This is a genomic window from Alteribacter lacisalsi, assembly GCF_003226345.1.
Lineage (GTDB): Bacteria > Bacillota > Bacilli > Bacillales > Salisediminibacteriaceae > Alteribacter > Alteribacter lacisalsi.
This window is the reverse complement of record NZ_PDOF01000001.1, coordinates 2,111,794-2,136,281: the sequence shown is the minus strand read 5'-3', so window position 1 is coordinate 2,136,281 and position 24,488 is coordinate 2,111,794. Positions and strand designations below refer to the sequence as shown.

At 49.1% G+C, this 24,488-nt stretch carries 21 protein-coding genes and 1 riboswitch; of the genes, 14 read left to right on the top strand and 7 right to left on the bottom strand.

From position 1 onward, the window contains the following. The first annotated feature begins 24 nt into the window (after nt 1-24). Nucleotides 25-1,017 (top strand): nuclease-related domain-containing protein, encoded by a 993-nt coding sequence (locus CR205_RS10675; RefSeq protein ID WP_161524746.1) that lies wholly within the window; start codon nt 25-27, stop codon nt 1,015-1,017. Nucleotides 1,018-1,574: 557 nt separating this feature from the next. On the opposite strand, the gene CR205_RS10670 is transcribed toward CR205_RS10675, so the two are convergent. After that, nucleotides 1,575-3,119, bottom strand: a complete 1,545-nt coding sequence (locus CR205_RS10670; RefSeq protein WP_110519366.1) for a peptide chain release factor 3 — start codon at nt 3,117-3,119, stop codon at nt 1,575-1,577. 222 nt (nt 3,120-3,341) lie between these two features. Between CR205_RS10670 and CR205_RS10665 the strand changes: the two genes are divergently transcribed. Both CR205_RS10665 and CR205_RS10660 read left to right on the top strand, forming a co-directional pair. Then, nucleotides 3,342-3,632 carry a hypothetical protein gene (locus tag CR205_RS10665; RefSeq protein WP_110519364.1) on the top strand — a complete coding sequence of 97 codons (291 nt, stop codon included), beginning with the start codon at nt 3,342-3,344 and terminating at the stop codon, nt 3,630-3,632. A gap of 46 nt (nt 3,633-3,678) precedes the next feature. Further along, nucleotides 3,679-3,930, top strand: a complete 252-nt coding sequence (locus CR205_RS10660) for a hypothetical protein (RefSeq protein ID WP_110519362.1) — start codon at nt 3,679-3,681, stop codon at nt 3,928-3,930. A 91-nt stretch (nt 3,931-4,021) separates the two neighbouring features. Here the strand turns inward: CR205_RS10660 and CR205_RS10655 are convergent, their stop codons facing one another. The 3 genes from CR205_RS10655 to CR205_RS10645 form a co-directional block, all read right to left on the bottom strand. Continuing rightward, nucleotides 4,022-5,284 (bottom strand): ammonium transporter, encoded by a 1,263-nt coding sequence (locus CR205_RS10655; RefSeq protein WP_110519360.1) that lies wholly within the window; start codon nt 5,282-5,284, stop codon nt 4,022-4,024. A 285-nt stretch (nt 5,285-5,569) separates the two neighbouring features. After that, nucleotides 5,570-6,529 carry a 6-phosphofructokinase gene (pfkA, locus tag CR205_RS10650; protein ID WP_110519358.1) on the bottom strand — a complete coding sequence of 320 codons (960 nt, stop codon included), beginning with the start codon at nt 6,527-6,529 and terminating at the stop codon, nt 5,570-5,572. A 102-nt stretch (nt 6,530-6,631) separates the two neighbouring features. Next, on the bottom strand, nt 6,632-6,883 hold the full coding sequence (locus CR205_RS10645; protein ID WP_110519356.1) for a hypothetical protein: 252 nt from the start codon (nt 6,881-6,883) through the stop codon (nt 6,632-6,634). A 396-nt stretch (nt 6,884-7,279) separates the two neighbouring features. On the opposite strand from CR205_RS10645, the gene CR205_RS10640 reads away from it, so the two are divergent. The 3 genes from CR205_RS10640 (at nt 7,280) to CR205_RS10630 (ending at nt 10,501) form a co-directional block, all read left to right on the top strand. After that, on the top strand, nt 7,280-8,725 hold the full coding sequence (locus tag CR205_RS10640) for a SulP family inorganic anion transporter (protein WP_110519842.1): 1,446 nt from the start codon (nt 7,280-7,282) through the stop codon (nt 8,723-8,725). 18 nt (nt 8,726-8,743) lie between these two features. Next, nucleotides 8,744-9,163 (top strand): universal stress protein, encoded by a 420-nt coding sequence (locus tag CR205_RS10635; RefSeq protein ID WP_110519353.1) that lies wholly within the window; start codon nt 8,744-8,746, stop codon nt 9,161-9,163. A gap of 261 nt (nt 9,164-9,424) precedes the next feature. Continuing rightward, nucleotides 9,425-10,501 (top strand): M42 family metallopeptidase, encoded by a 1,077-nt coding sequence (locus CR205_RS10630; RefSeq protein ID WP_110519351.1) that lies wholly within the window; start codon nt 9,425-9,427, stop codon nt 10,499-10,501. A 43-nt stretch (nt 10,502-10,544) separates the two neighbouring features. On the opposite strand, the gene mgtE is transcribed toward CR205_RS10630, so the two are convergent. Continuing rightward, nucleotides 10,545-11,906 (bottom strand): magnesium transporter, encoded by a 1,362-nt coding sequence (gene mgtE, locus CR205_RS10625; RefSeq protein ID WP_110519349.1) that lies wholly within the window; start codon nt 11,904-11,906, stop codon nt 10,545-10,547. Nucleotides 11,907-12,146: 240 nt separating this feature from the next. Beyond that, nucleotides 12,147-12,311, bottom strand: a riboswitch (M-box (ykoK) riboswitch). 212 nt (nt 12,312-12,523) lie between these two features. On the opposite strand from mgtE, the gene CR205_RS10620 reads away from it, so the two are divergent. The 3 genes from CR205_RS10620 to crcB all read left to right on the top strand — a co-directional run bounded on the left by CR205_RS10620 (nt 12,524) and on the right by crcB (nt 16,192). After that, nucleotides 12,524-14,995: a penicillin acylase family protein gene (locus tag CR205_RS10620; protein ID WP_110519347.1), complete on the top strand. Its 2,472-nt coding sequence runs from the start codon at nt 12,524-12,526 to the stop codon at nt 14,993-14,995. Between the two features lie 419 nt (nt 14,996-15,414). Beyond that, nucleotides 15,415-15,819 carry a fluoride efflux transporter FluC gene (locus CR205_RS10615; RefSeq protein WP_110519345.1) on the top strand — a complete coding sequence of 135 codons (405 nt, stop codon included), beginning with the start codon at nt 15,415-15,417 and terminating at the stop codon, nt 15,817-15,819. Then, complete coding sequence (gene crcB / locus CR205_RS10610) at nt 15,812-16,192, top strand: fluoride efflux transporter CrcB (RefSeq protein WP_236634742.1); 381 nt, start codon at nt 15,812-15,814, stop codon at nt 16,190-16,192. Before CR205_RS10615 ends, crcB begins: the two co-directional genes overlap by 8 nt. Before the next feature lie 63 nt (nt 16,193-16,255). On the opposite strand, the gene CR205_RS10605 is transcribed toward crcB, so the two are convergent. Both CR205_RS10605 and CR205_RS10600 read right to left on the bottom strand, forming a co-directional pair. Next, entirely contained in the window at nt 16,256-17,194 is a 939-nt protein-coding gene (locus CR205_RS10605) for an LCP family glycopolymer transferase (RefSeq protein ID WP_110519343.1), read from the bottom strand. Between the two features lie 204 nt (nt 17,195-17,398). Continuing rightward, nucleotides 17,399-18,934 (bottom strand): hypothetical protein, encoded by a 1,536-nt coding sequence (locus CR205_RS10600; RefSeq protein ID WP_110519341.1) that lies wholly within the window; start codon nt 18,932-18,934, stop codon nt 17,399-17,401. Nucleotides 18,935-19,357: 423 nt separating this feature from the next. Here CR205_RS10600 and CR205_RS10595 point away from each other — a divergent pair, with 423 nt between their 5' ends. The 5 genes from CR205_RS10595 to CR205_RS10575 all read left to right on the top strand — a co-directional run bounded on the left by CR205_RS10595 (nt 19,358) and on the right by CR205_RS10575 (nt 24,477). After that, complete coding sequence (locus CR205_RS10595) at nt 19,358-20,791, top strand: SpoVR family protein (RefSeq protein ID WP_110519339.1); 1,434 nt, start codon at nt 19,358-19,360, stop codon at nt 20,789-20,791. Nucleotides 20,792-20,939: 148 nt separating this feature from the next. Further along, complete coding sequence (locus tag CR205_RS10590; RefSeq protein WP_110519337.1) at nt 20,940-21,632, top strand: response regulator transcription factor; 693 nt, start codon at nt 20,940-20,942, stop codon at nt 21,630-21,632. A 2-nt stretch (nt 21,633-21,634) separates the two neighbouring features. Further along, on the top strand, nt 21,635-23,020 hold the full coding sequence (locus CR205_RS10585; protein WP_110519335.1) for a sensor histidine kinase: 1,386 nt from the start codon (nt 21,635-21,637) through the stop codon (nt 23,018-23,020). Between the two features lie 248 nt (nt 23,021-23,268). Further along, nucleotides 23,269-23,934 carry a C40 family peptidase gene (locus CR205_RS10580; RefSeq protein ID WP_236634741.1) on the top strand — a complete coding sequence of 222 codons (666 nt, stop codon included), beginning with the start codon at nt 23,269-23,271 and terminating at the stop codon, nt 23,932-23,934. 219 nt (nt 23,935-24,153) lie between these two features. Then, nucleotides 24,154-24,477 (top strand): hypothetical protein, encoded by a 324-nt coding sequence (locus CR205_RS10575; RefSeq protein WP_110519333.1) that lies wholly within the window; start codon nt 24,154-24,156, stop codon nt 24,475-24,477. Nucleotides 24,478-24,488 lie beyond the last annotated feature (11 nt).

The following is a 24,488-nucleotide window of genomic DNA, read 5'->3' as shown; positions in this document are numbered from 1 at the left end:
TCTCGAAAGAAAGGAAGGGATGCTATGATCATCCGCAAACCCCGTACGACTCCTCTTGAAATCCTCGCTTACGAAGCCCTCATCCGGCGAATGCCGGAGCTTAATCCGAAAAAAGAAGAAATCCTCGCTGCCTTACGGTCCAGACGTTCCGGACACAAAGGTGAGATGTACACCGAGCACTACATAAACACTGCCGATGTCCCGCCGTTTTATGTTTATCACAGTCTCCGCTTTGCCCACGTCCCCGGCGAATTTGCTCAGATTGACACCCTCCTCCTGTCCAGGCAACTTGCTGTTATTCTCGAAATTAAATACCTCGGCGGCGAATCCCTTTACTTTAAGGGTGACTCGAATCAGCTGATCCAGACCTCGGACGAAGGGAAGAAAAAAGTGTATGACTGCCCGGTCGTGCAGGCCCGGAGACAGAAGTTAAGGCTGATTAAATGGAGCCGGGAGTTCGGCTTTCCCAGCATACGTGTGGAGCATTTTGCTGTGATGGCTAACAGTTACCCTGAACTCATTTTCAGTGAAGATTACAAAGAGCGGTGGCGGGTTTTCCGCAATAGTGTGCTCAAGTTCCGGCTGCAGGAACTTACGGATGCTGAGAATCGGTCATCTGTTGAGAAGCCGTTCTCGCCCGAAACATTGGACGGTCTTGATCGAGCTCTCCTCGACGCTCATGAAGAAGCCTTGCCAGATCTGCTGAAAAGACATCAGGTTCGGTATGAAGATTTGATTAAGGGCGTCTTCTGTCCGGTTTGTCCCAAAGTCATTTTGAAGCGCACGGATAGAGGGTGGAGCTGCCCGGGGTGTGAGGGGCGGTTTTCTACCGTAGAACCAGTCCGGCGTGCTCTGAAAGAGTATTGCCTGATTGCCGGCAGCACAATTACTAACGCCCAATTAACAAACTTCTTGAATCTCCAAAGTACTATTTTGACCACTAATATTCTGAGAAAGCTTGATCTTCCAAAATGGGGATCGGGGAGGGGGAGTGTATACAGCCTCGACAGGTTATAAGACAAACAAGTGGGGGGAGTACTGCCTAAGAACAGTTAGGAAATAATAAGGACGCTAAGGAAATAATAAGAACGCTAAAAGAAGGAGCAGCCGTCCGTTTTGAAGGTGGAGGAGAGTGGGAGCCGCCTAAGAACAATTAGGAAATAATAAGGACGCTAAGGAAATAATAAGAACGCTAAAAGAAGGAGCAGCCGTCCGTTTTGAAGGTGGAGGAGAGTGGGAGCCGCCTAAGAACAATTAGGAAATAATAAGGATGCTAAGGAAATAATAAGAACGCTAAAAGAAGGAGCAGCCGTCCGTTTTGAAGGTGGAGTAGAGTGGGAGCCGCCTAAGAACAGTTAGGAAATAATAAGGACGCTAAGGAAATAATAAGAACGCTAAAAGAAGGAGCAGCCGTCCGTTTTGAAGGCGGAGTAGAGTGGGAGCCGCCTAAGAACAGTTAGGAAATAATAAGGACGCTAATCGTATTCTTTCACCTCGGTCTATCCTCAAATCACCCGCCCAACACAAAAAACCCGCACCTGAAAACGGCACGGGCTCAAATACAAAAACTATCTCTACTCGAGCATCTCCCACCCGGTTGAAAGCTTCAGATCCGGATACTTATCCTGGAAGAACCTAAGAGCAAACTCATTCTCAAACAGCAGCACCGAACGGCCGTGCTGATCGTTTACGAGCATCTTCCGGCTGTCGGTCATCCCGTCGGTCACTTCACCGCCGGTCACCCAGCGCGCCAGCTCATGCGTCATATGCTGGAATTCGATGTCCACTTTGTACTCGTTTTTCATTCGGTACTCGAAGACTTGGAACTGAAGCTCACCAACCGCGCCGATAATATAGTCCTCAAAATAAGGCGTCTTATAAAGCTGAATGGTACCTTCCTGTACGAGCTGCGTCATCCCTTTGTGATACTGCTTGTGCTTAAGGGCGTTCTTCGCCGTGATCTTCGCGAATTTTTCCGGCGGGAACTGTGGCATTTCCTCGTAGCGGTACGGCTCGCTGCCGCTCACAATCGTGTCGCCCACCTCGAAATTCCCCGAGTCGTACAATCCGATAATATCCCCGGGCATCGCATCGTTCACCGTCTCCCGGTCCGAAGCGAAGAACGAATGACTCTGTGAGAGCTTCATTTTTTTCCCGGTCCGTGAGAGCATCACTTCCATTCCACGGGTGAACGTTCCCGAGCAAACCCGCAGAAACGCGATCCGGTCCCGGTGGTTCGGGTTCATGTTCGCCTGAATCTTAAAAATAAACCCGCTGAACGTGCTGCTTTCCGGATCGATCATTTCGCCAGAAGCTTTCCGCGGCTGGGGCGGTGCGGCATGCTGTACGAACTCATCGAGGAACGACTGAACCCCGAAGCTTGAAAGGGCGCTCCCGAAAAACACCGGCGTAAGCTCCCCGTTACGCACTTTATCCTGCGTGAACTCGTTGCCGGCTTCATTAAGCAGCATCAGCTCATCCTCAAACTGCTCTTTTTCGTAGTCCTCAAGGAAATTCTGCTCATCATAATCCACGATCACACGGTCATGGGTATCATCATAAACTTCAATTTTGTTCGTCCCCCGACTGTAAATGCCCTTCAGCGTTTTTCCCATGCCGATCGGCCAGTTCATCGGGTACGTCTCCATCTCGAGCACTTCCTCGATCTCGGCAAGCAGATCGAGCGGCTCTTTACCCTCGCGGTCGAGCTTGTTAATAAACGTCAGAATTGGAATGCCGCGCATTTTACATACCTTGAACAGCTTCAGCGTCTGGGCCTCGATCCCCTTTACGCTGTCGATCACCATCACCGCCGTATCCACCGCCGTGAGCGTCCGGTACGTATCCTCACTGAAATCCTGGTGACCTGGCGTATCAAGAATATTAATCTGCACATCGTTATAAATCAGCTGCATCACACTGGACGTTACCGAAATTCCGCGCTGCTTTTCAATTTCCATCCAGTCCGACGTCGCGAACTTCCCGCTCTTTTTTCCTTTTACCGTACCCGCGTCGCGAATCCCCCCGCCGAGAAAAAGAAGCTTCTCAGTAAGCGTCGTTTTACCCGCATCCGGGTGGGAAATAATCGCAAACGTGCGCCGTGGCCGTTCCTGTGTCATCGTCAAAACCCTTTCTGTATCAAAACTTAAAGCCCTTTGGGCAAATAAATAAGGCTGCTGCACATTAAAAAGCGGGGCTTTGATTAAGCCCGCCTTTACAGTGTTCGTAATCCATCTCCTCATTATATACAATTTACCGTCAGGAATCACGCTAAAAATGCATGGTTAGTGCCCCAAGCGGGAAAATAAGTTATGAAGGCGTCTTCTGAGGAGGGGAAACCGATGAATGAAGAAACAGCAAGAGAACAGGAAGACCGTAAAGACGCACGGATTTTTTACTCGATCATGACCGGCATTTTTCTGATTGTGACGCTGTCGAGTATTGGCTACGTGTTCAATGCCGCTGCTGAACGGACGCTTAATTTTCCAACGCATCTTCTCGCGATCGGATTCGGATTTGGTGTCTGGAGCATTCTGCTCTGGAGACGGCGGCAGCATTCGTTTGCCTATATTATGACCCTTTGTTCGGCGTATGCCCTGCTGCTCGTTCTGTTCACGATGATTGCGTCGTAATCCAACCATTTGCCGCCACAGTATATAACAACAGGAGACTTACACCATGAATAAACAACGCTGGATCTGGCTGATCGCTGTTCTTGTGTCGCTGTCGATTGGCATTTTTATTTTCAATACGGGAGAATCACCATTTCAGCTTGCGTCGCTTCCGTACCATCTGCTCATCATTGCTGGATTGTTTGGCGTCTGGGCAGCCTTCGAATGGCGCAGGGGACACAAAAAACTCTCCTATCTGTTTATCGCACTGGCCGTTTACGCCTTTACGACTTTCTGCTTTACGACAATTGTGTTCTGAAATCAAAAAAAAGGGACCGTCCTGGCTGAGGGGACGGTCCTTTTCATGGGGAAGCAATCTATTTGATCTCCTAAGAGGGGATCACGCTGTGTTATTTTGCTTCTTCGGACACAAAGTTTTCCGGATAGCCGTAACTTCCGTGCTCACTCATATCGAGTCCGAGAAGTTCTTTTTCACGGCTTACACGTAGTCCGCCGACCATTGATCTGATGAGAAGAAGTAGACCATAGGAAGCACCGAAGGCGAATACGCCGCATGCGACAACTCCGATTGCCTGAACACCGAGCTGGGCGAATCCGCCGCCGTAAAAGAGGCCGGCAGAGCCGCCGTTCATGGCTGCAAGCTGAGGTGTGGTGAAAAATCCGGTGGAAAGAGTACCCCAGACACCGGCCACACCGTGAACGGAAAGGGCGTAGATCGGGTCATCAATCCCGCGGCTTTCAAAGAATTTCATGCTGTAGTAGACGATAATTCCGGCAACGAAGCCGATAATCACGGCTGCCCAAGGAGCAACGAAAGCGCAGGAGGCGGTGATGGCGACTAGTCCGGCAAGTGTACCATTGAGCATCGTCGGTACATCTGCTTTTCCTTTGTCCACCCACGTAATCAGAAGGGCGGCAATGGCACCGGATGCGGCAGCGAGCTGAGTTACAAGCGCTACATAACCGAAAAAACCGTCATCAACCCCGAGAGTGGAGCCGGCATTAAAGCCGAACCAGCCGACCCAGAGAATGAGAACACCGAGGACTGTGTATACCTGGTTATGCCCGCTTAGCGGGTTGGAAGAGCGGTCGGCGTTGAATTTTCCGATCCGTGGCTTCAGCAGGAGCGTAGCAGCGAGTGCTGCCATGGCACCGGTCAGGTGGACCACAGTAGAGCCGGCAAAATCCTGCTTCTCAAGGCCCGCGAGCCAGCCGGATCCCCAGATCCAATGGGCAATTACCGGATAAATGAATGCAGTAAACAGAACCGCGAAAATAATGTATACCGATAATTTGGCCCGCTCGGCAAAACCGCCGAAGGCAATGGCAAGGGCAATTCCTGCAAAAGCAAGCTGGAACATAAAGTCAACTGATCCCATCAGGCCTTCAGATACCCCGGTAAAGTCACCGAAGAAAAAGTCCGACATGCCGATAAACGCATTTCCTTCTCCGTATATAAAGCCGTAGCCGACAGCCCAGAACGTGAGTGAGGCAATTCCGAAAGCGAAGATCGATTTTCCGGCCGTATGACCGGCATTCTTCATTCTGGTGGATCCGGCTTCAAGGAGGATAAACCCTCCCTGCATGAGGATGACCAGCACCGTGGCAAAAATCACCCATAAATTATTCATTAGAAAAAGACTGTCTTCCATTCTGCAAGTTCCCCTTTCAATGATGCTGTTTTTTTACAGTATAGAGGTTGGAATTTTCTGAAACATTAAGCCGGTCAGATAATGTGACAGAGTTTTTTCCGGAGAGTGGGGCGGAGCAAGGAGGGAGAGGGCGGGGAAATAGTCTGTAGGGACAATAAGTTTCGTGTAAGGACAATAAAGCACGTGTAAAAACAGTTAGGAAATAATAAGTGCATCAAACACTCCGCAGCATACCGCCCCCACCAAAAAAACGCCCCCAATCCGGGAGGCGTTCTCTGCAAAAAATTAAATCGACAGCTCGATGGCGAGCTTATAGAGTTCCTTGATGTTGTCATCTTCCTTTTCTTCAACCACATAGTCGAAATCGTGAACCGAAATCCGGTTGCTCTCAAGCCCGAGTGCCTTGCCCGATTCACCTTCCATTAAAAGTTCCACAGCCCGGGCGCCGAGCCTGGAGCCGAGGATCCGGTCAAAAGAAGAAGGGGAGCCGCCTCGCTGGACGTGGCCGAGAATGGTCACGCGAGTATCAAAGTCCGTTTTCTCTTTGATGTACTTACCGATTTCATCCCCGCTGCCGGCTCCTTCAGCAGTAATAATGATGGAGTGTTTTTTGCCGCGCTGGAACCCCTCCTGAATCCGCTTAATCATATCGTCGCGGCTTTCCTCTACCTCCGGGATAATGATACTTTCCGCTCCGCCGCCGAGACCGCACGAAGCAGCAATATCGCCTGCATCCCGCCCCATAACCTCAATTACATAGGTGCGCTCGTGCGACGTGGCTGTATCACGAATGTTGTCGATCGCCTTAATAACCGTGTTCATAGCAGTGTCAAAACCAAGGGTATAATCCGTGCCGCGGATATCGTTATCGATCGTGCCGGGAAGGCCGATCGTTTTGATGCCGTGCTCGTGAAGCTTTTGTGCTCCGCGGTACGAGCCGTCTCCACCAATGACCACCAAGCCTTCTATCCCGTGTTTTTTCAGGACATCCACTGCCCGGGCCTGTCCTTCCTCGGTTTTAAAACGTTCACTTCTGGCGCTGTAAAGTACCGTTCCGCCGCGGTGAATGATGCTGCCTACGTCCTTGAGCTCGAGCTGCCTGACGTCGTCTTCCATCAGCCCTTCGAAGCCACGGTAAATTCCAAATACATCAAGCTTGTGGAAGATCGCTTTTTTTACAACGGCCCGAACACCGGCATTCATTCCCGGGGCATCGCCACCGCTGGTCATTACTGCAATTTTCATTCAATCACCTCATCATAAGACTTGTCCAGCCATGTCGGGGGCAAAGCCCCCAATTAATATTATACTGACTCCTATGTTAGCGCTTACCGGCGAAAAAAGCGACTAGGCAATATCGAAAATGACCAGTTCTTTTTCAAGTTCGAGGAGGTATTCTTCATAAATCTGCTCGAGGACCGCTTCCTCGCTTGTTTCGATGCTTCTTTTCAAATAAACGAAGGTGCCGTTAATGTAGTATTCGGATCCGTCGCTTCCGGCAATAACGATCGCCGGCGTACGGTCTGTTTCATTGAAGGGAGTGTTACTCACATACATGTAATCCACATTGGAAGTAAACAGAATCACAACGTAAAGCATCGGCCCCGGCCCCTTTTCTCATGTATCTGTGATACTGTATGACAGGCTGGCGGGGCATGTATAAACGTATTCATTATATTCAGAATAGTTTTATTTTATAAATGTGACGAAAAAGTGAAAACAGGAGAATATATGCGTAAATGAAAGATATATGAAGTATATGCTGGATGATTTTCGCATACATGCAATTTCGTGTTTTCGGGATTTTCTGCTAGAATTCAAACTGTTTGAAACGGACCTGACTTTCGTGAGAGTCGAAAGTCAATTAGCAAAACCGCAATGATCTGCCGGAATAACAAAGCTGCGTATGGACGGAAAACAGCTTGAAACGGTCCCTGTCGGATTCATGTCGGAAAATAAGAAGAGAGAGGTGCTGTTTTGAGTTACGCACAAAAAATGAAACAGGAATGGTTCGGAAATGTGAAAGGAGACATCCTTTCCGGTATTGTTGTGGCTTTAGCCCTGATTCCGGAAGCGATTGCCTTCTCGATCATTGCCGGTGTCGACCCGATGGTAGGACTTTATGCAGCCTTCTGTATCGCGGTCGTGATCGCGTTTGTAGGCGGACGTCCGGGTATGATCTCGGGTGCTACAGGAGCGATGGCGCTCCTTATGATAACACTGGTGGCGGACCACGGACTCGAATACCTGCTCGCCGCGACGATTCTTACGGGTATTATTCAAGTGTTATTCGGTGTATTTAAACTTTCAAGTGTGATGAAGTTTGTGCCGAGAACCGTTATGGTCGGGTTCGTAAACGCCCTGGCGATTCTGATTTTCACAGCCCAGCTTCAGCATTTTGTCGGTGAGACGTGGATCATGTACAGCTTAGTGGCGTTAACACTTGCGATAATCTACATTCTTCCTAAGTTCACTAACGTTATTCCCTCGACTCTGGTAGCCATTATCGTGGTAACCGCGATTGCCTTAATGGTCAATACAGGTGTCAGAACGGTCGGCGATATGGGAGCTCTGCCGGCGACACTGCCGATGTTCGCTCTGCCGAATATCCCGCTCACATTTGAAATGTTTATGATTATTCTTCCTTACTCGCTGGCGCTTGCCATTGTAGGCCTTCTTGAGTCGCTGCTCACAGCGTCGATCGTAGATGACATGACGGACACGCCAAGTGACAAAAACAAAGAGAGCCGCGGCCAGGGGATCTCCAATATGGTAACGGGCTGCTTTGGCGGTATGGCAGGCTGTGCCATGATCGGACAAGCCGTTATAAATGTGAAATCCGGCGGTCGAGGCAGACTGTCGTCCTTTGTAGCCGGTGTGTTCCTCATGTTCCTGATCCTTGTGCTGGGTAACGTGGTGGTACAGATTCCAATGGCCGCGCTTGCCGGTGTGATGATCATGGTATCCATCAGTACGTTCGACTGGAGTTCGATTACGACTATTCACAAAATCCCGCGTACCGACGCGATTGTACTCGTTGTGACGGTAGGTACGGTGGTTTACACGCACGACCTGTCACAGGGTGTTCTTGCCGGTGTTCTTCTCAGCGCAATCTTCTTTGCGGCAAAAATCTCCAAAACGAAGGTGCTGGAATTCGCTGAAACGAAGACACAGAGAATCACTTATCAGGTTCACGGTCAGCTGTTCTTTGCCTCGGTGACAGAGCTTGTGGATCACTTTGATTTCGAAACAGATGCAAAAGAAGTGATTCTTGATCTGAGTAACGCCCACCTGTGGGACGATTCCGCAGTTGCTGCGATTGATCGGATTGAATCGAAATTCGAGCAAAAAGGGGCTAAAGTAATAATAACCGGATTGAATAAAGAGAGTTCCGTACTCATGAAGAAGGTTGGCGGCTTTAGTAAAGCTTCCGGTCATTAAGGGGAGGTTGTTATTACGATGTTTAACAGAATTCTGCTTGCTGTAGACGGCTCCGACCATTCCGATCGTGCAGCCGACAAAGCAATCGGTCTGGCAAAACTGTCGGACGATGCTTCAGTCGAGCTTCTGTATGTGGTGGATGCCAAACAGTCCAAATCCGATGTAATGAAATACGGCGATGCGGATACGGCCACATTCAAACGTAAGGAAATGCTTAAGAAATATGAAGCCAAGCTGTTCAATAAAGGCATCGATTCCGAGACAACCGTTCTGTTCGGCTCACCTGCAGAAACAATCATTAAACACGCCAATGAAGGCGACTACGACTGCCTCGTCATGGGAAGCCGCGGCCGTAACGAGTTTCAGACATTCGTTCTCGGCGGTGTCAGCCACAAAGTGATGAAGCATGTAAAAGCGCCGGTTATGCTTGTAAAATAATACGTGCAGTTGAGGCCCCTGAACCGACTCCAGTATAGAGCCGGTTCAGGGGCCTTTTCATGTGCTTGGAAGAGGGGAAGTCACTAAATTCAAGTAAATTTGAATAAGGACAAGTAAAATAACTTAAGTACAAGTAATTCGAAATAAGTACAAGTAAATTAAAATAAGTACATGTAAAAAACAACCCGCCATCACAAAAATTCCTGTCATGGCCCTCTTTTTACCTGTGCATACTAACCGGGAAAGAGGTGACTTGGATCAATGGATGATAAAACACGCGATTTTATGAAAGAACTGACAGACGCAGAAGGGATTCCCGGCTTTGAAGACCGGGCCTATGAGGTGATGAAAAACCACCTTGAACCCCTGAGCGAGGAAATCGTGACCGACAATTTCGGCAGCATCACCGGGCGGATCGGCCAGTCCGGGCCGAAAATTCTGCTTGCCGGCCACCTGGATGAAGTCGGTTTCATTGTCAGCAATATTACAAAGGCAGGCTTTATAAAATTTAAACCCCTCGGAGGCTGGTGGGGACACGTGATGCTCTCCCAGAGAGTGAAGGTGATGACCGCCAAAGGCGACCTTACAGGCGTGATCGGCTCCAAGGCCCCTCACGTGCTCGCACCGGAGGAAAGAAAGAAAGTTCTCGAAATCGATAAAATGTTTATCGATATCGGGGCCTCAAGCGATGAGGAAGCCCGTGAGTTCGGTGTCGAAGTAGGCGATCCGATATGCCCATCCGGCGATTTTGAAGTGCTTCCGAGCGGCAAAATGCTGCTGGCACGCAACTGGGACAATCGCGCCGGCTGCTATGTAGCTGCAAAAGTGCTGGAAAAACTCCAGAACAAGCAGCTCCCGAACACGCTCTATTCCGGAGCAACCGTACAGGAAGAGGTGGGCCTACGAGGGGCTCAGACCCTCATCCAGACGATTCAGCCGGATATTTCGTTCGCAACCGACGTTGGTGTCGCCGGAGATACGCCGGGTATGAACCAGGAGGCGGCGAACCTGGAGCTCGGAAAAGGCCCGATTATCGGCTTTCTTGACCGATCCATGATTCCGCACAGAAAGCTAAGGGACTTCGTGGTGAACCTGGCAAAGGAAAACAATATTCCATTTCAGCGTGAGCTCATGAGCGGAGGGGCAACAGACGGAGGGAAGTTCCACATCGAGGGAAGCGGAATTCCAACACTTGTCGTAAGTGTGCCCTCACGCTACATTCACTCCCACGTGTCCATCGTACACCTGGACGATCTCAATCATGCAGTGGATCTGCTTGTGCATACAATCTCGGCACTCAACGAGCAGACGGTTCAAAGTATTAAAGGATTGGATTAAGCAAAAAGACCAGCTGGTCAAAAGGCAGCTGGTCTTTCAAACGTTACAGATACTGAAGCAGTGCAGTAGCAATCGAAAAGTAGATCATAAGGCCAAGGACGTCGTTGATTGTTGTAATAAACGGACCGGATGCGATTGCCGGATCGAGCTTCAGTTTATTGATTAGTACCGGCACAACAGCACCGACGATCGTTGCAATACTGAGCGTAAGGAATAGCGACAGTCCCACGATAAACGCAAGCATCACATCGCGGTATACGATTGGAATTAGGATCATCAGTGTGATTGCACAGAACAGTCCGAGAAACAGTCCGGTCCCAAATTCACGGCGGACCGTATTAAACATGCCTTTCTTCTCGAATGTTCCTGTAGCAAGAGACCGAACCATAACGGCGAGTGACTGGGTACCTGTATTACCGGCCGAGTCCATAATCAGCGGAATAAATACGGCAAGAAGCACAATCCGCTCGAGTGTTTCTTCAAACTGCCCGATCACACCGGCAGTAATAAGACCGAAAAACATCAGCATGATGATCCACGGTGCCCGCTTTTTTGCAGCTGTAAATGACGTCAGATTTACATCTGTTGCACCACGGGAGGCAACGAATTCACCGATATCCTCAGTCGCCTCTTCTTCAATAACATCGATAATATCATCGACAGTGATGATTCCTACAAGCGTGTTGTTGGTCGTCACCACAGGGACAGCGAGGAAGTCGTATTTTTTAATCAGGTTTGCAACGTCCTCCTGGTCATCGCCCGTATTTACGCTTACGACACGCGTGCTCATAACTTCTTCAACTTTTTTATTCGGATCAGACGTGATCAGATCACGAAGGGAGACAACGCCTGCCAGCTCCTGTTTTGCGTTTACCACGTACAGATAGTAAATGGTTTCCGCGTCGGGGCCTTCCTGACGAAGCAGTTCAATGACATCGCGAAGGGCAGCATCGGCCGGAATGTTCATGAATTCCTTCGTCATGATCGCACCGGCTGTTTCCTCTTCGTAACTCAGAAGCTCCCGGATATCCTTCGCGTCGTCATCCTCAAGCCCCTCAAGGACCGTCTCCGCTTTTGACTCCGGCACCTCACCGAGGAAGTCTGCCACATCATCTGTGGACATCTCCCCGAACATATCCTGCGCGTACGTCTGATCAAGTTCTTCAATAATATCTTTCTGCTCTTCCAGTTCAAGCTCCTGAAAAATTTCAGCGAACTCTTCCGGTGAAAGGTACTCGTAAACTTTTTCACGCTGACTTTCTTCGAGCTCGAGGAAAAAATCGTGCTGATCCTGGGGATGAAGCTCTAAAAATAACTGACGGAACTGCTGAAGTTCCTCTGAGTTCAGTGCTTGGAGGATGCTCTCGGCATACTGCTCGCGGTTTTGTTCTGTTAGTTTAACCATGGGGGTCAGCCTCCTCTTACAAGACCGGCTGCACAAGTGCAGAACGGACCTTGTTCATTAATATCTTTTTTCCGTATTTAACTATGCTAAAACGCTTTAATGAATCGGGACTGGGACTCGGGTCCATTCCACACCACCTCCCTGGATATGAGATTCCACAAATTTAAGCATTAAAAAAACCTTCATTCCATACGAATGAAGGTGTTACATGCATCGCAAATAACATTGTGTGTTCGGGCCACAAGCCTCCATTCGTAGAGCTTTAGCACTGTACGGCATAGGACTTGAGCCAGCTGCGTTAGGAAACACCTTATGTCGATGATTCCGGTTGACCCATTGGCGTCTTTGGACATTTTTGGGCAGCAGCATATCTCCGTACAGGAGCCTCACCTAACGAGGAATGTTTTTTTCAACTGCTTGCAATGATATCGGACTCACAATTCACTGTCAACAGCTATTAACAAACTTTACTAAATAAATATATGCCGGCAGGGTCAAACCCGTCCGCCCTTTTCGGGCAAAGAAAACAAGGTTTTCACCGGTAAAGGGATTTCCCCTTCGCTCCCCGAATTAATAATTAAAGGACAACTTTCAATTATTCAGGGGGAGAACGATACATGGAAAGAGAAATTGGCACACAGCCTGCACAGGCACCGTTTATAAAAAGAAAATGGGTGAAAGTGCTCGTAATCGCTGCGGGCATACTCGTGTTTTTATTGGTGATCGGCGCCGGTACGGCCTATTGGTTCGTAACGAAAAGTCATCCAGTAATGGAAGGGGAGAAAACGCTTGCCGGATTAAATGAGGAAGTGACAGTCGTCCGGGATGCCCGGGGCGTCGCGCAGATCACATCAGGTGATCTGGAAGATCTGTTTTATGTACAGGGATACGTAACCGCCCAGGACCGTCTTTTTCAGATGGACATGACCCGCCGTCTCGCTGAAGGGCGGCTCTCTGAGGTTGTGGGAGATGCGGCACTTGATTCAGACCGGTTTTTCCGTACCTACGGCATGCACCGCTACACTGAAGATATGCTGACGCTTCTGGATGAGGAAGCTGCGCAAATGGTGGAGGCGTATGCTGCCGGGGTGACAGCGTACAAAAGAGAAGCATTCGAATCCGGCACACAGCCGCTCGAATTTACCGTTTTAGGGTATGAGCCGGCCGACTGGACGCCGGCAGATACGGCGCTGGTAATCAAGTACATGGGCTACACGTTATCAGGAAATCACCGCAATGAAATCGAGAACTATCAGCTCGTTCAGGAGCTTGGCGATGACGCCCGTTTTCTGTTTCCCGAATATCATATTGATAATCATTTTCCGACGATCTATGAGCAGATTGACGTAGAAGATATGCCGTTTGACGGGGAGGCACTTGGCCGTCTGAAAGCCTTCGCGCCGCCAGAGTACAACGGCAGCAATAACTGGGCCATCAGTGGCGAGCATACGGAATCGGGCTTCCCGATTGTCGCTGACGATCCGCATCTTGGGATGGATATTCCGAGCGTCTGGTACCAGACTAATCTCGAGCTTGAAGGAGACTTTCATTCGATTGGCGTGACTGTTCCAGGCGTACCGGGTGTCGTTCTGGGCCATAACGAGCACCTCGCCTGGGGGGTGACCTCCATGTCAGTGGATCAGGAGGATCTGTTTCTGGAGGAGGCACATCCTGAAGAGCAGCACACATACCGCTACGATAACGGCTGGGAAAAGGCTGAAGTGATCGAGGAAATCATTCAGGTGGACGGAGAAGACCCGCTCGTGGAGCAGGTCGTTGTCACCAGAAACGGACCGATCATGAGTCACCTGTTTCATGATGAAGAAGAGGACGAGGAACCTGTTGTGTCCCCGGATGCCCCGTACCATGCTATGAGTCTTCGCTGGTCCGGCCGTGAAGCGGGAGAAGAGCTGAACGGAGTGCTCCGTCTCAGCCGTGCGACGAATGTGGATGAGTTTATGGAAGGGCTTGATGGATTTGTAAACCCGGCACTCAGCTGGGTGTTTGCAGATACAGAGGGCAATATCGCCTACAGAGGGCAGGGACGCCTGCCGGTCAGACAGAACGGAGACGGCCTTCTACCTGTGCCAGGATGGGATCCGGACTATCAGTGGGATGGTTTTATCTCCACAGATGAGCTCCCGCAGGTGGTCAATCCCGCTGAAGGATACATCATGACCGCCAACAACAAGCCGGTTGACGATGAATACCCCTATGAAATCGGCCGCAGTTTTTACCCGTACCGGGCTGAGCGCCTGAAGGAAATGATTGATGATCAGATGGCAGCCGGCGAGCCGTTCACGATGGACCAGAGTCAGGCCATGCAGCTTGATTTTACGAATACGCAGGCCCGCTCCTTTGTACCGCTTCTGGTGGAGGCTGTCGAGTCAGTTGACGGCGAGTTGTCCGGGCTTGAACAGGAGGCACTGGACATGCTACGTAAGTGGGATTACGTGGAAACGGTGGATTCTCCCGAGGCGCTGCTGTGGCATCAGTGGTACAACCAGTTCGGCGAGGAGATGTTCGAGCGGATCGTGGATTTTGAGTACTCAAGTGCCCTTGTTATTCATCATACGATTCATGAGGCGGCAGAGGATGCCGAGGGCATGATGTTCGGGTTTCTTGAGGAGTTATATCAGCGTGACTTCGGCTCGTTTTCCCGGGAAACATTTATTCGGGCCGTTGAAAAAAGTGAAGAGCTTCAGGGAAGTGATCCCAAAGCGTGGAGGTGGGGCGAGTGGCATGCCATGACCGTCCGTCATCCGTTAAGCGGTGTCTGGCCGCTGAATCATCTCTATGACGTAGGACCGTACGAAGTCGGCGGCAGCGGGGCCACGCCGGGCGCCCATTCCTACAATGCAGAAACAGGTCGCGTAAATCACGGAGCAGGCTGGCGCTTTGTGGCTGACCTGAGTTTTGAGGAACCGGCCAGGGATATTCTGAATCCCGGCCAGTCCGGGCAGGTGCTTTCGAGTCACTATTCTGATCAGGTGGACACCTGGGTGGAGGGAGGACTTTATCCCATGCTCAAAAATGTGGATCCGGGTGGGGAAGAGGCAAATGTGAAACGCTTCCTGCCGGAGGAATAGAAGCTTTGAGGCGAGGCAGTGAAGCGAAGACTATAACAGTATAGGAGTTAACGGTTCCGGTTGAGATTTTGACCGGAGCCGTTTTGTGTTGGTGGAGGGTGAATATATGTGTGGAAGTGTCCCGGCTTAGTATGCTTGCGGTTTCAGCAGGCAGTGGGCAGGTGACTTCACGGTATTTCAGGCCCTAACTCAGTTTTCCGCAGGAGTTGAGTCGAGAAAAGGAGAGTTTCATGACCTAACTCAAAATCGCACCGGAGTTATGACACGAAAAGGCTTGTTTCATGACCTAACTCAAAATCACCATGGAGTTATGTCCTATAACCGCTCCTCCAAAAGCCGCTCGAACCACCAAGCCTTGAACACGTACGATTTTTCCTATAATGTTAGGTCAGTTACCAACAATCTAAGGAGCATTACATATGAAAATTAGCTGGTACTTAGCCGGGGCCATCTTTATCGGAGGAGCGCTCGGTACAATCGTCAGATATCTAATCAACGTGCAGACGATGTTCACGCTTTACCCGATCGGAACGCTGATTGAAAATATAGCCGGCAGCTTTCTGCTTGGCGCTCTCACACGCTATGTGCTGCACCGCAAGCCGCGTGAGGTCTGGAAAGCAGGACTCGGCGTCGGGTTCTGCGGCAGTCTGACAACTATGTCCACACTGGCAGCAGATGCATTCATGCTTGCGGGAGAGAATTCGATTACAGCTTCGGCGCTGTATATCGGTATGAGTTTGTCGGGTGGCCTGCTCGTGGCTTTAGCCGGCTTCATGATGGCTGATAAACTCGGTAAAAAGAAGGAGGCGGTTACCGGTGATTGAATTGCTTATCGTGGCCTTCGGCGGCGGGGCCGGGGCGATCAGCCGCTTTCTTTTGGGGGCTAAAATCCAGCACCACTGGCCGTCGCCTCCGATTCCTGTGGCCATGCTCATTGTGAACATACTCGGCTCAATCGGGCTCGGGGTTTTCTTCGGCGCCATGTTTGAAGGAATCCCAATCTTTGAATACCATAACCCTTGGTTTCTGCTGCTCGGGATCGGCTACTTCGGGGCATTTACCACGTTTTCCACTTTCAGCGTGGAAGCCATTACCCTTCTTGAACAGAAGAAGTATCCAAAAGCCGTCTACTACATTGTACTCAGCATCGGCGGGTCACTTGCCGGCTTTGTGTTCGGTATTTACTGGTTTATCTAATGGAAATGAACAGAAAGAGGGCCGGGTAAAAGGTGAATATCACCTGTTTGCCCGGCCCTCTGTTTATTCATCCTTAACTGCTGAAGCCGCTCCTTCACTAATGTCCAAATGTTCTTTCACTCTTTCTGATACACGTGCCCGCTCGTCCTGGGAAACTTCGTAATAATATACGCCGTCAATCGTCGTGTTTTCCCCGGCAATTTCAAACTGCTCGATATTATGGCGGGCGCCGCGGTAGTTTTCGAACATGTGGCGCATTTCATCAAACGTCATATTGGTGCGGAGGTTGTCACTGACCACATCGAGCATCTGGTTGATTCGGGTCACCGAAGAAAATGAGGCTCCTTCGCTGATGATTTCGTTCAGCACCTGGCGTTGACGGGCATTCCGGCCGAGATCCCCGCGAGGATCGGAACGCCGCATCCGGGAATAGTGCAGTGCCTCTTCTCCGTCCAGATGGATTTCACCTTCAGGATAGTCAATGCCGTCCTGACGGAACTCAAAGTCATTCTGCACCGTTATTCCTCCGAATACATCCACCATTTTCATAAACCCTTCCATATTAATCGCGGCAAAATAATCTATCGGGATATCAAGAAAATCCTCGACAGTATCCATCACCATATCCACACCGCCAAAAGCATAGGCGTGATTAATTTTATCCTCCGTTCCCCGCCCTGCAATTTCGGTACGGGTATCCCGTGGAATATTAAACATGTACATTGACTCGTCTTCGGGATTAACAGTCAGCACAACGATCGAGTCGGACCGGCCTGTCTCCCCGGGATGGTCCCCGATCCCGAGCAGAAGAATGGAGACAGGCTCTTCCTGCTCCATATCGAGAGGAACGTCACGGCGCTCTGATTCATCGCGATCGGTTTCCTCGTATACCTCTTCGGCAGTCTGTACGGTTGACTGGTAAAGGTAATTCACGTACATGCCCCCGGCAGCCACAATCAGCAGCACGAGTAGAGCGGTTTTTATATATAATTTTCTGTTCATGTTATGCGGCCCCTTTTATCGGAAAAATTCATACTTCTCCTACCGTACGCCTGCCTGCCGCTCACGTCAAGGGCGGGAAGAGACCGATTATCCAGTTCGAATGAACTAATTTTAAAAAAGTGTTCTATCTTTCATCGTTTGTACATATACTTATTTGTTGCATAAAAAAAGAGAGCCCGCTGGAGGGGCTCTCATACTTTTGGTTTAAAAAAACAGTGCAAGAACGATTCCCGCAAGACCGATCAGTGCCATGATGTATACCGGTTTGACCGGCATCTCGCCGCCGTTTTCCATCGCTTTTCCGAACATGAAGAACACGAGCGGATGAACGAGGAACGGCATGGAGAAGATGAACGGGATCAGCGTAGCCGCTTCAGAGCCGAACATGCCCTCCTGAATGGCGGCAAACAGACCGAAGTGGGAAATGGCTGACGCCTGGGCCATCGCCGCATAATCAATTGCGAGCGTACTCATGCCGAGAAACGCCAGTCCTCCGAAGACGGCACACAGCTGCCAGCCGAAAGAAAACTGCATAAGAGCAGTAACCTCTTTCCGGTCTTCGCCTCCGGATTTACGCAGGTTTTTAAGTGAAAGAATAGTTAGAAACACACCGACTGCGACGATCAGGAGCGCAGGCGCCATCCAGAGGCTGCCCCGCTCGGCGCTGACCGCGAGTACGGAAAATACAAAAATGTGTCCGAAAAACGGAATATTGATCATAATCGGTGCCCGGCTGGCGGCCGTTTTACCGAAGTCACCGGCCGTACACGCGCCGGTCAGACCCGAGTGGGACAGGGCCCCGGCCATACCAGGTGCCAGGTTTCGGGCATTGGCTGTTCGTGCAAAGAACATGAGCAGGGCAATACCGCCGAACATCCAGAGCAGCTGGCCGAAGAACCCGTATACTAGTACGGCGTTTACACCCGGGATTGCAAAGGCATCACTGATCCGTGATCCGCCGACCAGAAAGTTGGCGGCAAGAACGATTGGAATACCGGCAAATAGAAGCGAGCGCAGTGTCGGTCCGAATGTCCACTTGTAGCAGAACGCTCCTAGACCGGCCGCAATCATCATCGCAAAGAAAATCTGTGGCAGGGCGATAATCGGTGCCACTGCCTGAGCTACATAGTAGGAGCCGAGGAGGATCCCGATGATGACCACAATTTCAATAATCCCTTTACGCAGATAGCGGTGCTTGTCCGCAATGCGCGCCTTGTTGTCAATCAGAATGACAGCAGCTGCGAGCCCGATATAGGCTGCGAGCGGATAATAGCCTGCCAGGGGAGTATCCCCACCGGTGCCGAGCATTGCGTAAGTGATCCCCTGAATACCGAACAGAAGGAAAAACGCCCGAATGATAAAGAAAAACTGTGTTCTTGATGTTCCAAGAATCACTTCCTCTTCTGATGGGACGACCATATCGTCCGCTTCAAGCGGCTTCTTTCCGAGAATTTTACGGAGTTCCTGTCCGCCGACGAAGAACGAGGCGATCAGGGCAATAATTGTGGTTGCCGCCATTAAGTTGATGAACGGAAAGTTTTCAAGCCCGGGATTGGAGACGCCGGTTGTTTCGAGCAGATAGCCCATCCCCAGACCAAAGATAACGATGATCAGAATTGGAGAGTACCTCGTTCCTGCCACGACCGTCCTGGAAATGAGTACGATCGGTATAAGGAAGAGAAGGATGATCCAGAACTGATTGAGCAGCTGCAGATTCGTAATTTGTTCTGCTGTTTCCATGTTGTAAGTCCCCCAGTATTTATCCTGATGTTCAGGTAATGAATGGTAACAAAAGTTATGTTCAAGTTTGAGCACACAAATAAATATCATACCTTAACATGCCCCGGTGGACAATTATTGTAAGCGGTGTCTTTGAAAATAGTTAAGAAAAGTTCAGGATAAGTGGAGTTGGGATTGTTTTTTTTCAGACTAAAATGGTTATTTTCAGAGAAAAATCTTCAGACTGTGAGTAAGGCATTTATGTTTAGATTAAACCGCTCAGATTCAGAGGAACGTCCCAAATGTTACATAAACTGCCCGCCTCCCCCCTGACAAAATTACACCAGAACAGGACAAGTTTACTGCCCGGGGCATCTTGTCATCATTCTTCCGCCCAACCTGACATAAACATGTGAGTAACAGGCTATTAGGGAGGAATTATACATGACTGTTCATGATCGTGATAGAGAGTTAATCAGGGCGATAGATGAGATTACGGAAATTGCAGACGGCTTTGGACTCGACTATTATCCGATGCGTTACGAAATCTGCCCGGCAGATATCATTTACACTTTTGGTGCCTACGGGATGCCGACACGCTTTTCCCACTGGAGCTTCGGCAAGCAGTTCCACAAAATGAAGCTGCAGTACGACCTCGGCTTGAGCAAAATTTACGAGCTGGTTATCAATTCAGATCCGTGCTACGCGTTTCTGCTCGACACAAACACGCTCATCCAGAACAAACTGATTATCGCTCACGTGCTGGCTCACTGTGATTTCTTTAAAAATAACGTGCGCTTCTCCAACACAAGGCGGGATATGGTCGAAAGTATGACCGCAACAGCAGAGCGTGTGGCGCATTATGAAATGGTGCATGGCAGGGAGGAAGTGGAGCAGTTCCTCGACGCCGTCCTTGCGATCCAGGAGCACATCGATCCAAGCCTTGTCCGTCCGAAACTCGCCTGGTCAAAAGCCGATATCTGGCTTGACGAAGAGGAGGATGACGATGGACGCGAGAGCCCGTATGATGATCTCTGGGATCTGGATGAGGCGGAAAAAGTAAAGCCGTCCAGAAGCAGCAAAAAGCGAAAAAAGAAGCTGCCGCCGCAGCCCGAAAAAGATATTCTCCTGTTTATTGAAGAATACAGCCGTGAGCTCGAAGACTGGCAGCGGGACATACTGACGATGATGCGTGAGGAAATGCTGTACTTCTGGCCTCAGCTTGAAACGAAGATCATGAACGAAGGATGGGCCAGTTACTGGCACCAGAGAATTATCCGTGAGCTTGATCTCACAGAGGACGAAGCGATCGAATACGCCAAACTTAACGCAGGGGTGGTGCAGCCGTCCAAAACACAAATCAATCCTTATTACCTTGGCATAAAAATCTTTGAAGATATCGAGGACCGCTACAACAACCCGACAGAGGACATGATCAAGCGTCAGGGCGTGAAACCGGGCAGCGGCCGCGAGAAAATGTATGAAGTCCGTGAAATTGAGTCCGATATTTCGTTTATCCGCAACTATCTGACGAAGGATCTGGCCACTCGTGAAGATATGTATCTGTTCCAGAAAAAAGGCCGCGACTATAAGATCGTGGATAAAGAATGGCAGGCGGTACGCGACCAGTTGATCTCCAGCCGGGTGAACGGGGGCTTCCCGTACATTACCGTCACAGACGGGGACTATCTGAAGAACGGCGAGCTGTACCTGACCCACGCCTTCGAGGACATCGAACTTGACACAAAATATCTCGAGAAAACACTTCCGTACCTGTATCACCTCTGGGGCCGTTCGGTGCATATGGAAACCGTGCTTAGTGAGCGTAAGATTGTGTTTACGTATGACGGGAAGAAAATCCATAAGCGTTATTTGTAACTGAATACAAGACCCGGTCAACCTCCTGACCGGGTCTTGTGCATTTTCACGAGAAAAATCTGCAGGGAACGACGCCTCTCTTCACTTATTCTTTAAACATTAGGGTTACAATGAGGGTGACAAATGATAAGGCAGAGGAGGAGATCTGGTGAACAGGATCCTGATTGTAGATGATGAAGTCCAGATGCAGAATCTGCTGGCGTTCTGTCTGAAGTCGATGGATGCCGAGATAACGAAGGTTTCATCCGGTGAGCAGGCGCTGACCGTAATTGAAAAAGAATCGTTTGATGTTATTCTGCTGGATATCCTGATGACCGGCATGAACGGGTTTGAGGTGCTCGAACAGCTTGAACAGGGCGGGAAGCCTGTACCGGTTATCATTCTGTCGGCACTTGGAGAGACAGAACAGGTTGTGAAAGGTCTTAATGCAGGAGCATACGACTATGTCACGAAACCATTTGAACCCCAGGAACTCCTGGCTCGTGTCCAGTCAGTAATCAGAAGGACAAAGGGGCCGGAAAAGAATAGTTCGAGGAAGACGCGTGGAGGAATTATTCTTGACGAGGATGAATTGACCGTGCTTTACAGAGAGCATCCCGTGCCACTTACGAAAAAGGAATTCAGGCTGTTTGCACGTCTCTTTTTAAATCCAGGCAGGGTGTATACAAGAGAACAGTTGCTTTATCTGGAATGGGAGGATGGAGAGGAACGTGATTACCGTAATGTAGATGCCCATATTAAGAACGTAAGAGAGAAATTAAAGTCTGCCGGGGTGGAGAACAAAGTAGTTGAAACGATCTGGGGAATTGGCTACCGGATTCCGGCAGATTTAGAGGGATAATTATGAAATTATCAACGAAACTTTCATTATTTATATTAGCTGCCACTACGTCAGTCATCCTTATCATGGGGGTATCATATTACTTTATTTCAAAGAACTTTTATCAAAGTCAGCTTGAAGTTGAAGTTGTAGACCGGCTTCAGGCCCACAGGGAGGCGATTGAAGCTGAACCTGTCCAGGCAACTTATGATCATGTGTTACTTATGGAGCAGAGAAACAGTGAGAATAGCTTTCTTATATTCAATGAAGATTTAAGTATTGAGGCTGGGAGTGATTCCATCTCAGACGAGGACCTTGCTGTCTATCAAAGCTGGCTGACGGCTGGTGAATCTTTCAGTCACGGTGCAACAGGTTTTGTGGAAACTGTGGAGCACCATATTCCCCACATCTGGGCTTTTGAACCGATCGTAACTGATGGTAATATTACGGGTTATTTGTTCCTTGATCAGGACACGGGTGAGTTTGAAACCATAAAGCAGAGGCTGGTCATGCTGATCGTCATTATGAGTGCAGCAGCTCTTATTTTATCAGGATTTATGGTGCTCTACTATTCGAATAAAATAACCTCTCCCCTTGTGAAACTGCGGCAAACCACAAGGGAAATTGCAACAGGAAACTTCAATGTTGAATTCTCAAGAAGAGAAAGAGACGAACTTTCCTTTTTAATTGAAGATATTTCCGAAATGGCGAACCAGCTTAAGGAATACCGAGATACGAAGCAGTCCTTCCTTTCAAATGTCTCACACGATTTGCGCACACCGTTAACCTACATAAAAGCGTATTCTGCTTTAATGAAGGAAAAGGAAGAAGATCAGGAAGTACGGGAACAGTCGGGTATTATATACAGAGAAGCGGAACGTATGGAAAAATTGGTTCAGGACTTGTTTGATTTAATGAAACTGGAGGAAGGTAAAGAACCACTTTCCTGTCAAATAACAGACCTTTCTTCTTTTCTGAGGGAAGTATCAGGGAAAGTCAGGTTGAGAGCGGAGGAGAAAAATCTGACAATCGAGGTAAATGACCATCCAGGTAGCATATATGTAAATATTGATCCTTTTCAGATGGAGAGGGCGCTGCTGAACCTGATAGAAAACTGTATCCGGCATACGTGGCCGGGAGGATCAATCATTATCGAAACAGAACTTCTCAGAAATGAGGTAATTGTAAAAATCAGCGATACCGGAGAGGGAATTCCCGGTGAGTCGCTTCAAAGTATCTGGGACCGATTTTACCGAGTGGACAAAGCAAGAAACTCGGAAAGGGGCGGAAGCGGGCTTGGACTTCCGATTACAAAACAGATTATTGAACAGCACGGCGGATCCATACATGTATCAAGTGTGGTTGGCACCGGGACCACCTTTTACATTCACCTGTTTAGGGAATGCTGAGCCTTCAGGTATAATCCTGAAGGCTTTTAAAACACAAAAAGCTGCAAGGTTTCCTAACAAAATACAATTTTAACCAAAAGATTTAGAGGTTTTTCAACAATATTACAGAATGTTGTTAGTTTCATAACGAATCTCAAAAAGCCTTTTATACTTTCCCGATGGATTGTAAGATAAAACCTGTGGCAGCGAAAAATGTAGAAATAGAGAGAATAACTGCCACAATCACCAAAAAGGGAGAGGAATTATTTATGAAAAAGGTCATCATGGGTGCAGTGCTTGCAGGAGGACTTTTCGCAGTACCATCCATTGCAGACGCATCACTCAGCACTGGAGACCGCGGGCAGGATGTTCGTGATCTGCAGGTTGCACTGGCAGAAGAAGGATTCAGCGGTGGTACACAGGGGATTTTTGGTCCAAAAACCCTCGCAGCTGTACAAGCCTATCAGCTTCAAAACGGTATTTCCAGCCCGGCAGGTAATTTTTATGTCGTAGCCGGTCCACAGACATTAAGCTCACTTGGACTCAGCAGCTCTTCTTCACCGGCAGTAGCAGGTGTAAGCACAGGAAGCGCTTCAGGTGTGATCGGCACGGCAGAGAGCTACATAGGTACACCATATCAGTGGGGTGGAACGACTTCAGCCGGATTTGACTGCAGCGGATTCATTCAGACGGTTTATGCGCAGCATGGCAAACAGCTTCCAAGGACAGTTGCACAAATGTGGAGTGCGACCAGCCCGGTTTCAAACCCGCAGCCGGGAGACCTGGTGTTTTTTGAGACACGCACAGGTCCATCCCACGCCGGAATTTACGTGGGCAACAACGAATTCATTCACGCCGGTGCTTCAACAGGCGTAACGGTTTCGGATATGACCAGTGCATACTGGAGCAATGCATATCTCGGTGCACGGCGGTAATAAAGAACGATCTATATAAAAGTACGGGGATGTCACAGTCAGGCTACTGATTCAGGCATCCTCTTTTTATTCAGCCGGAATGTTTATTCCGCGAATGCTGGAGTTTAGGCATTATGTATTAATTTGGACTGTTTCTGAATTAGCATCAGTATTTTCATACTTCTTTCAAATTTGTCATGTAAGTTAATGATAAATACTTTTAAGAAGGAAGTGCAGTACATGCGTGAATCGAAAAGAGAAGAATATCGCATTCTTACAAAACTGAGGAACGGCCAAATCGCCATTCCCGGAATTATAAGGGATTTAATACCTCTTCAAAAATCTTCAGAGGTAACAGTGGCTATTAGGCCGGGAACAAATCAAATTACGATCAGGAGATATGAGGAACCAAACCAGGAAAACAGGGTGGTCATCAATAGCAGGGGAGCACTATGGCTGCCTGTTGAGATTAAGAACATCCTGGACATCAATGAAGAAGATCTTTTTGCAGTAAATGTAAATCATCGCGAGCGGGAAATTGTCCTCTCTCTGTTGGATGATTAAAGAATAGGAAA

Coding starts and splice junctions, on each gene's coding strand:
- CR205_RS10645 (WP_110519356.1), bottom strand. CDS start 6,883: ATGCTTTACGTTGTGATTCTGTTTACTTCCAATGTGGATTACATGTAT.
- CR205_RS10600 (WP_110519341.1), bottom strand. CDS start 18,934: ATGGAAACAGCAGAACAAATTACGAATCTGCAGCTGCTCAATCAGTTC.
- CR205_RS10675 (WP_161524746.1), top strand. CDS start 25: ATGATCATCCGCAAACCCCGTACGACTCCTCTTGAAATCCTCGCTTAC.
- CR205_RS10580 (WP_236634741.1), top strand. CDS start 23,269: ATGAAAAAGGTCATCATGGGTGCAGTGCTTGCAGGAGGACTTTTCGCA.
- CR205_RS10655 (WP_110519360.1), bottom strand. CDS start 5,284: ATGGAAGACAGTCTTTTTCTAATGAATAATTTATGGGTGATTTTTGCC.
- CR205_RS10575 (WP_110519333.1), top strand. CDS start 24,154: ATGCGTGAATCGAAAAGAGAAGAATATCGCATTCTTACAAAACTGAGG.
- CR205_RS10620 (WP_110519347.1), top strand. CDS start 12,524: ATGGAAAGAGAAATTGGCACACAGCCTGCACAGGCACCGTTTATAAAA.
- CR205_RS10630 (WP_110519351.1), top strand. CDS start 9,425: ATGGATGATAAAACACGCGATTTTATGAAAGAACTGACAGACGCAGAA.
- pfkA (WP_110519358.1), bottom strand. CDS start 6,529: ATGAAAATTGCAGTAATGACCAGCGGTGGCGATGCCCCGGGAATGAAT.
- CR205_RS10670 (WP_110519366.1), bottom strand. CDS start 3,119: ATGACACAGGAACGGCCACGGCGCACGTTTGCGATTATTTCCCACCCG.
- CR205_RS10635 (WP_110519353.1), top strand. CDS start 8,744: ATGTTTAACAGAATTCTGCTTGCTGTAGACGGCTCCGACCATTCCGAT.
- CR205_RS10585 (WP_110519335.1), top strand. CDS start 21,635: ATGAAATTATCAACGAAACTTTCATTATTTATATTAGCTGCCACTACG.
- CR205_RS10605 (WP_110519343.1), bottom strand. CDS start 17,194: ATGAACAGAAAATTATATATAAAAACCGCTCTACTCGTGCTGCTGATT.
- CR205_RS10665 (WP_110519364.1), top strand. CDS start 3,342: ATGAATGAAGAAACAGCAAGAGAACAGGAAGACCGTAAAGACGCACGG.
- CR205_RS10615 (WP_110519345.1), top strand. CDS start 15,415: ATGAAAATTAGCTGGTACTTAGCCGGGGCCATCTTTATCGGAGGAGCG.
- CR205_RS10660 (WP_110519362.1), top strand. CDS start 3,679: ATGAATAAACAACGCTGGATCTGGCTGATCGCTGTTCTTGTGTCGCTG.
- CR205_RS10595 (WP_110519339.1), top strand. CDS start 19,358: ATGACTGTTCATGATCGTGATAGAGAGTTAATCAGGGCGATAGATGAG.
- mgtE (WP_110519349.1), bottom strand. CDS start 11,906: ATGGTTAAACTAACAGAACAAAACCGCGAGCAGTATGCCGAGAGCATC.
- CR205_RS10640 (WP_110519842.1), top strand. CDS start 7,280: ATGAAACAGGAATGGTTCGGAAATGTGAAAGGAGACATCCTTTCCGGT.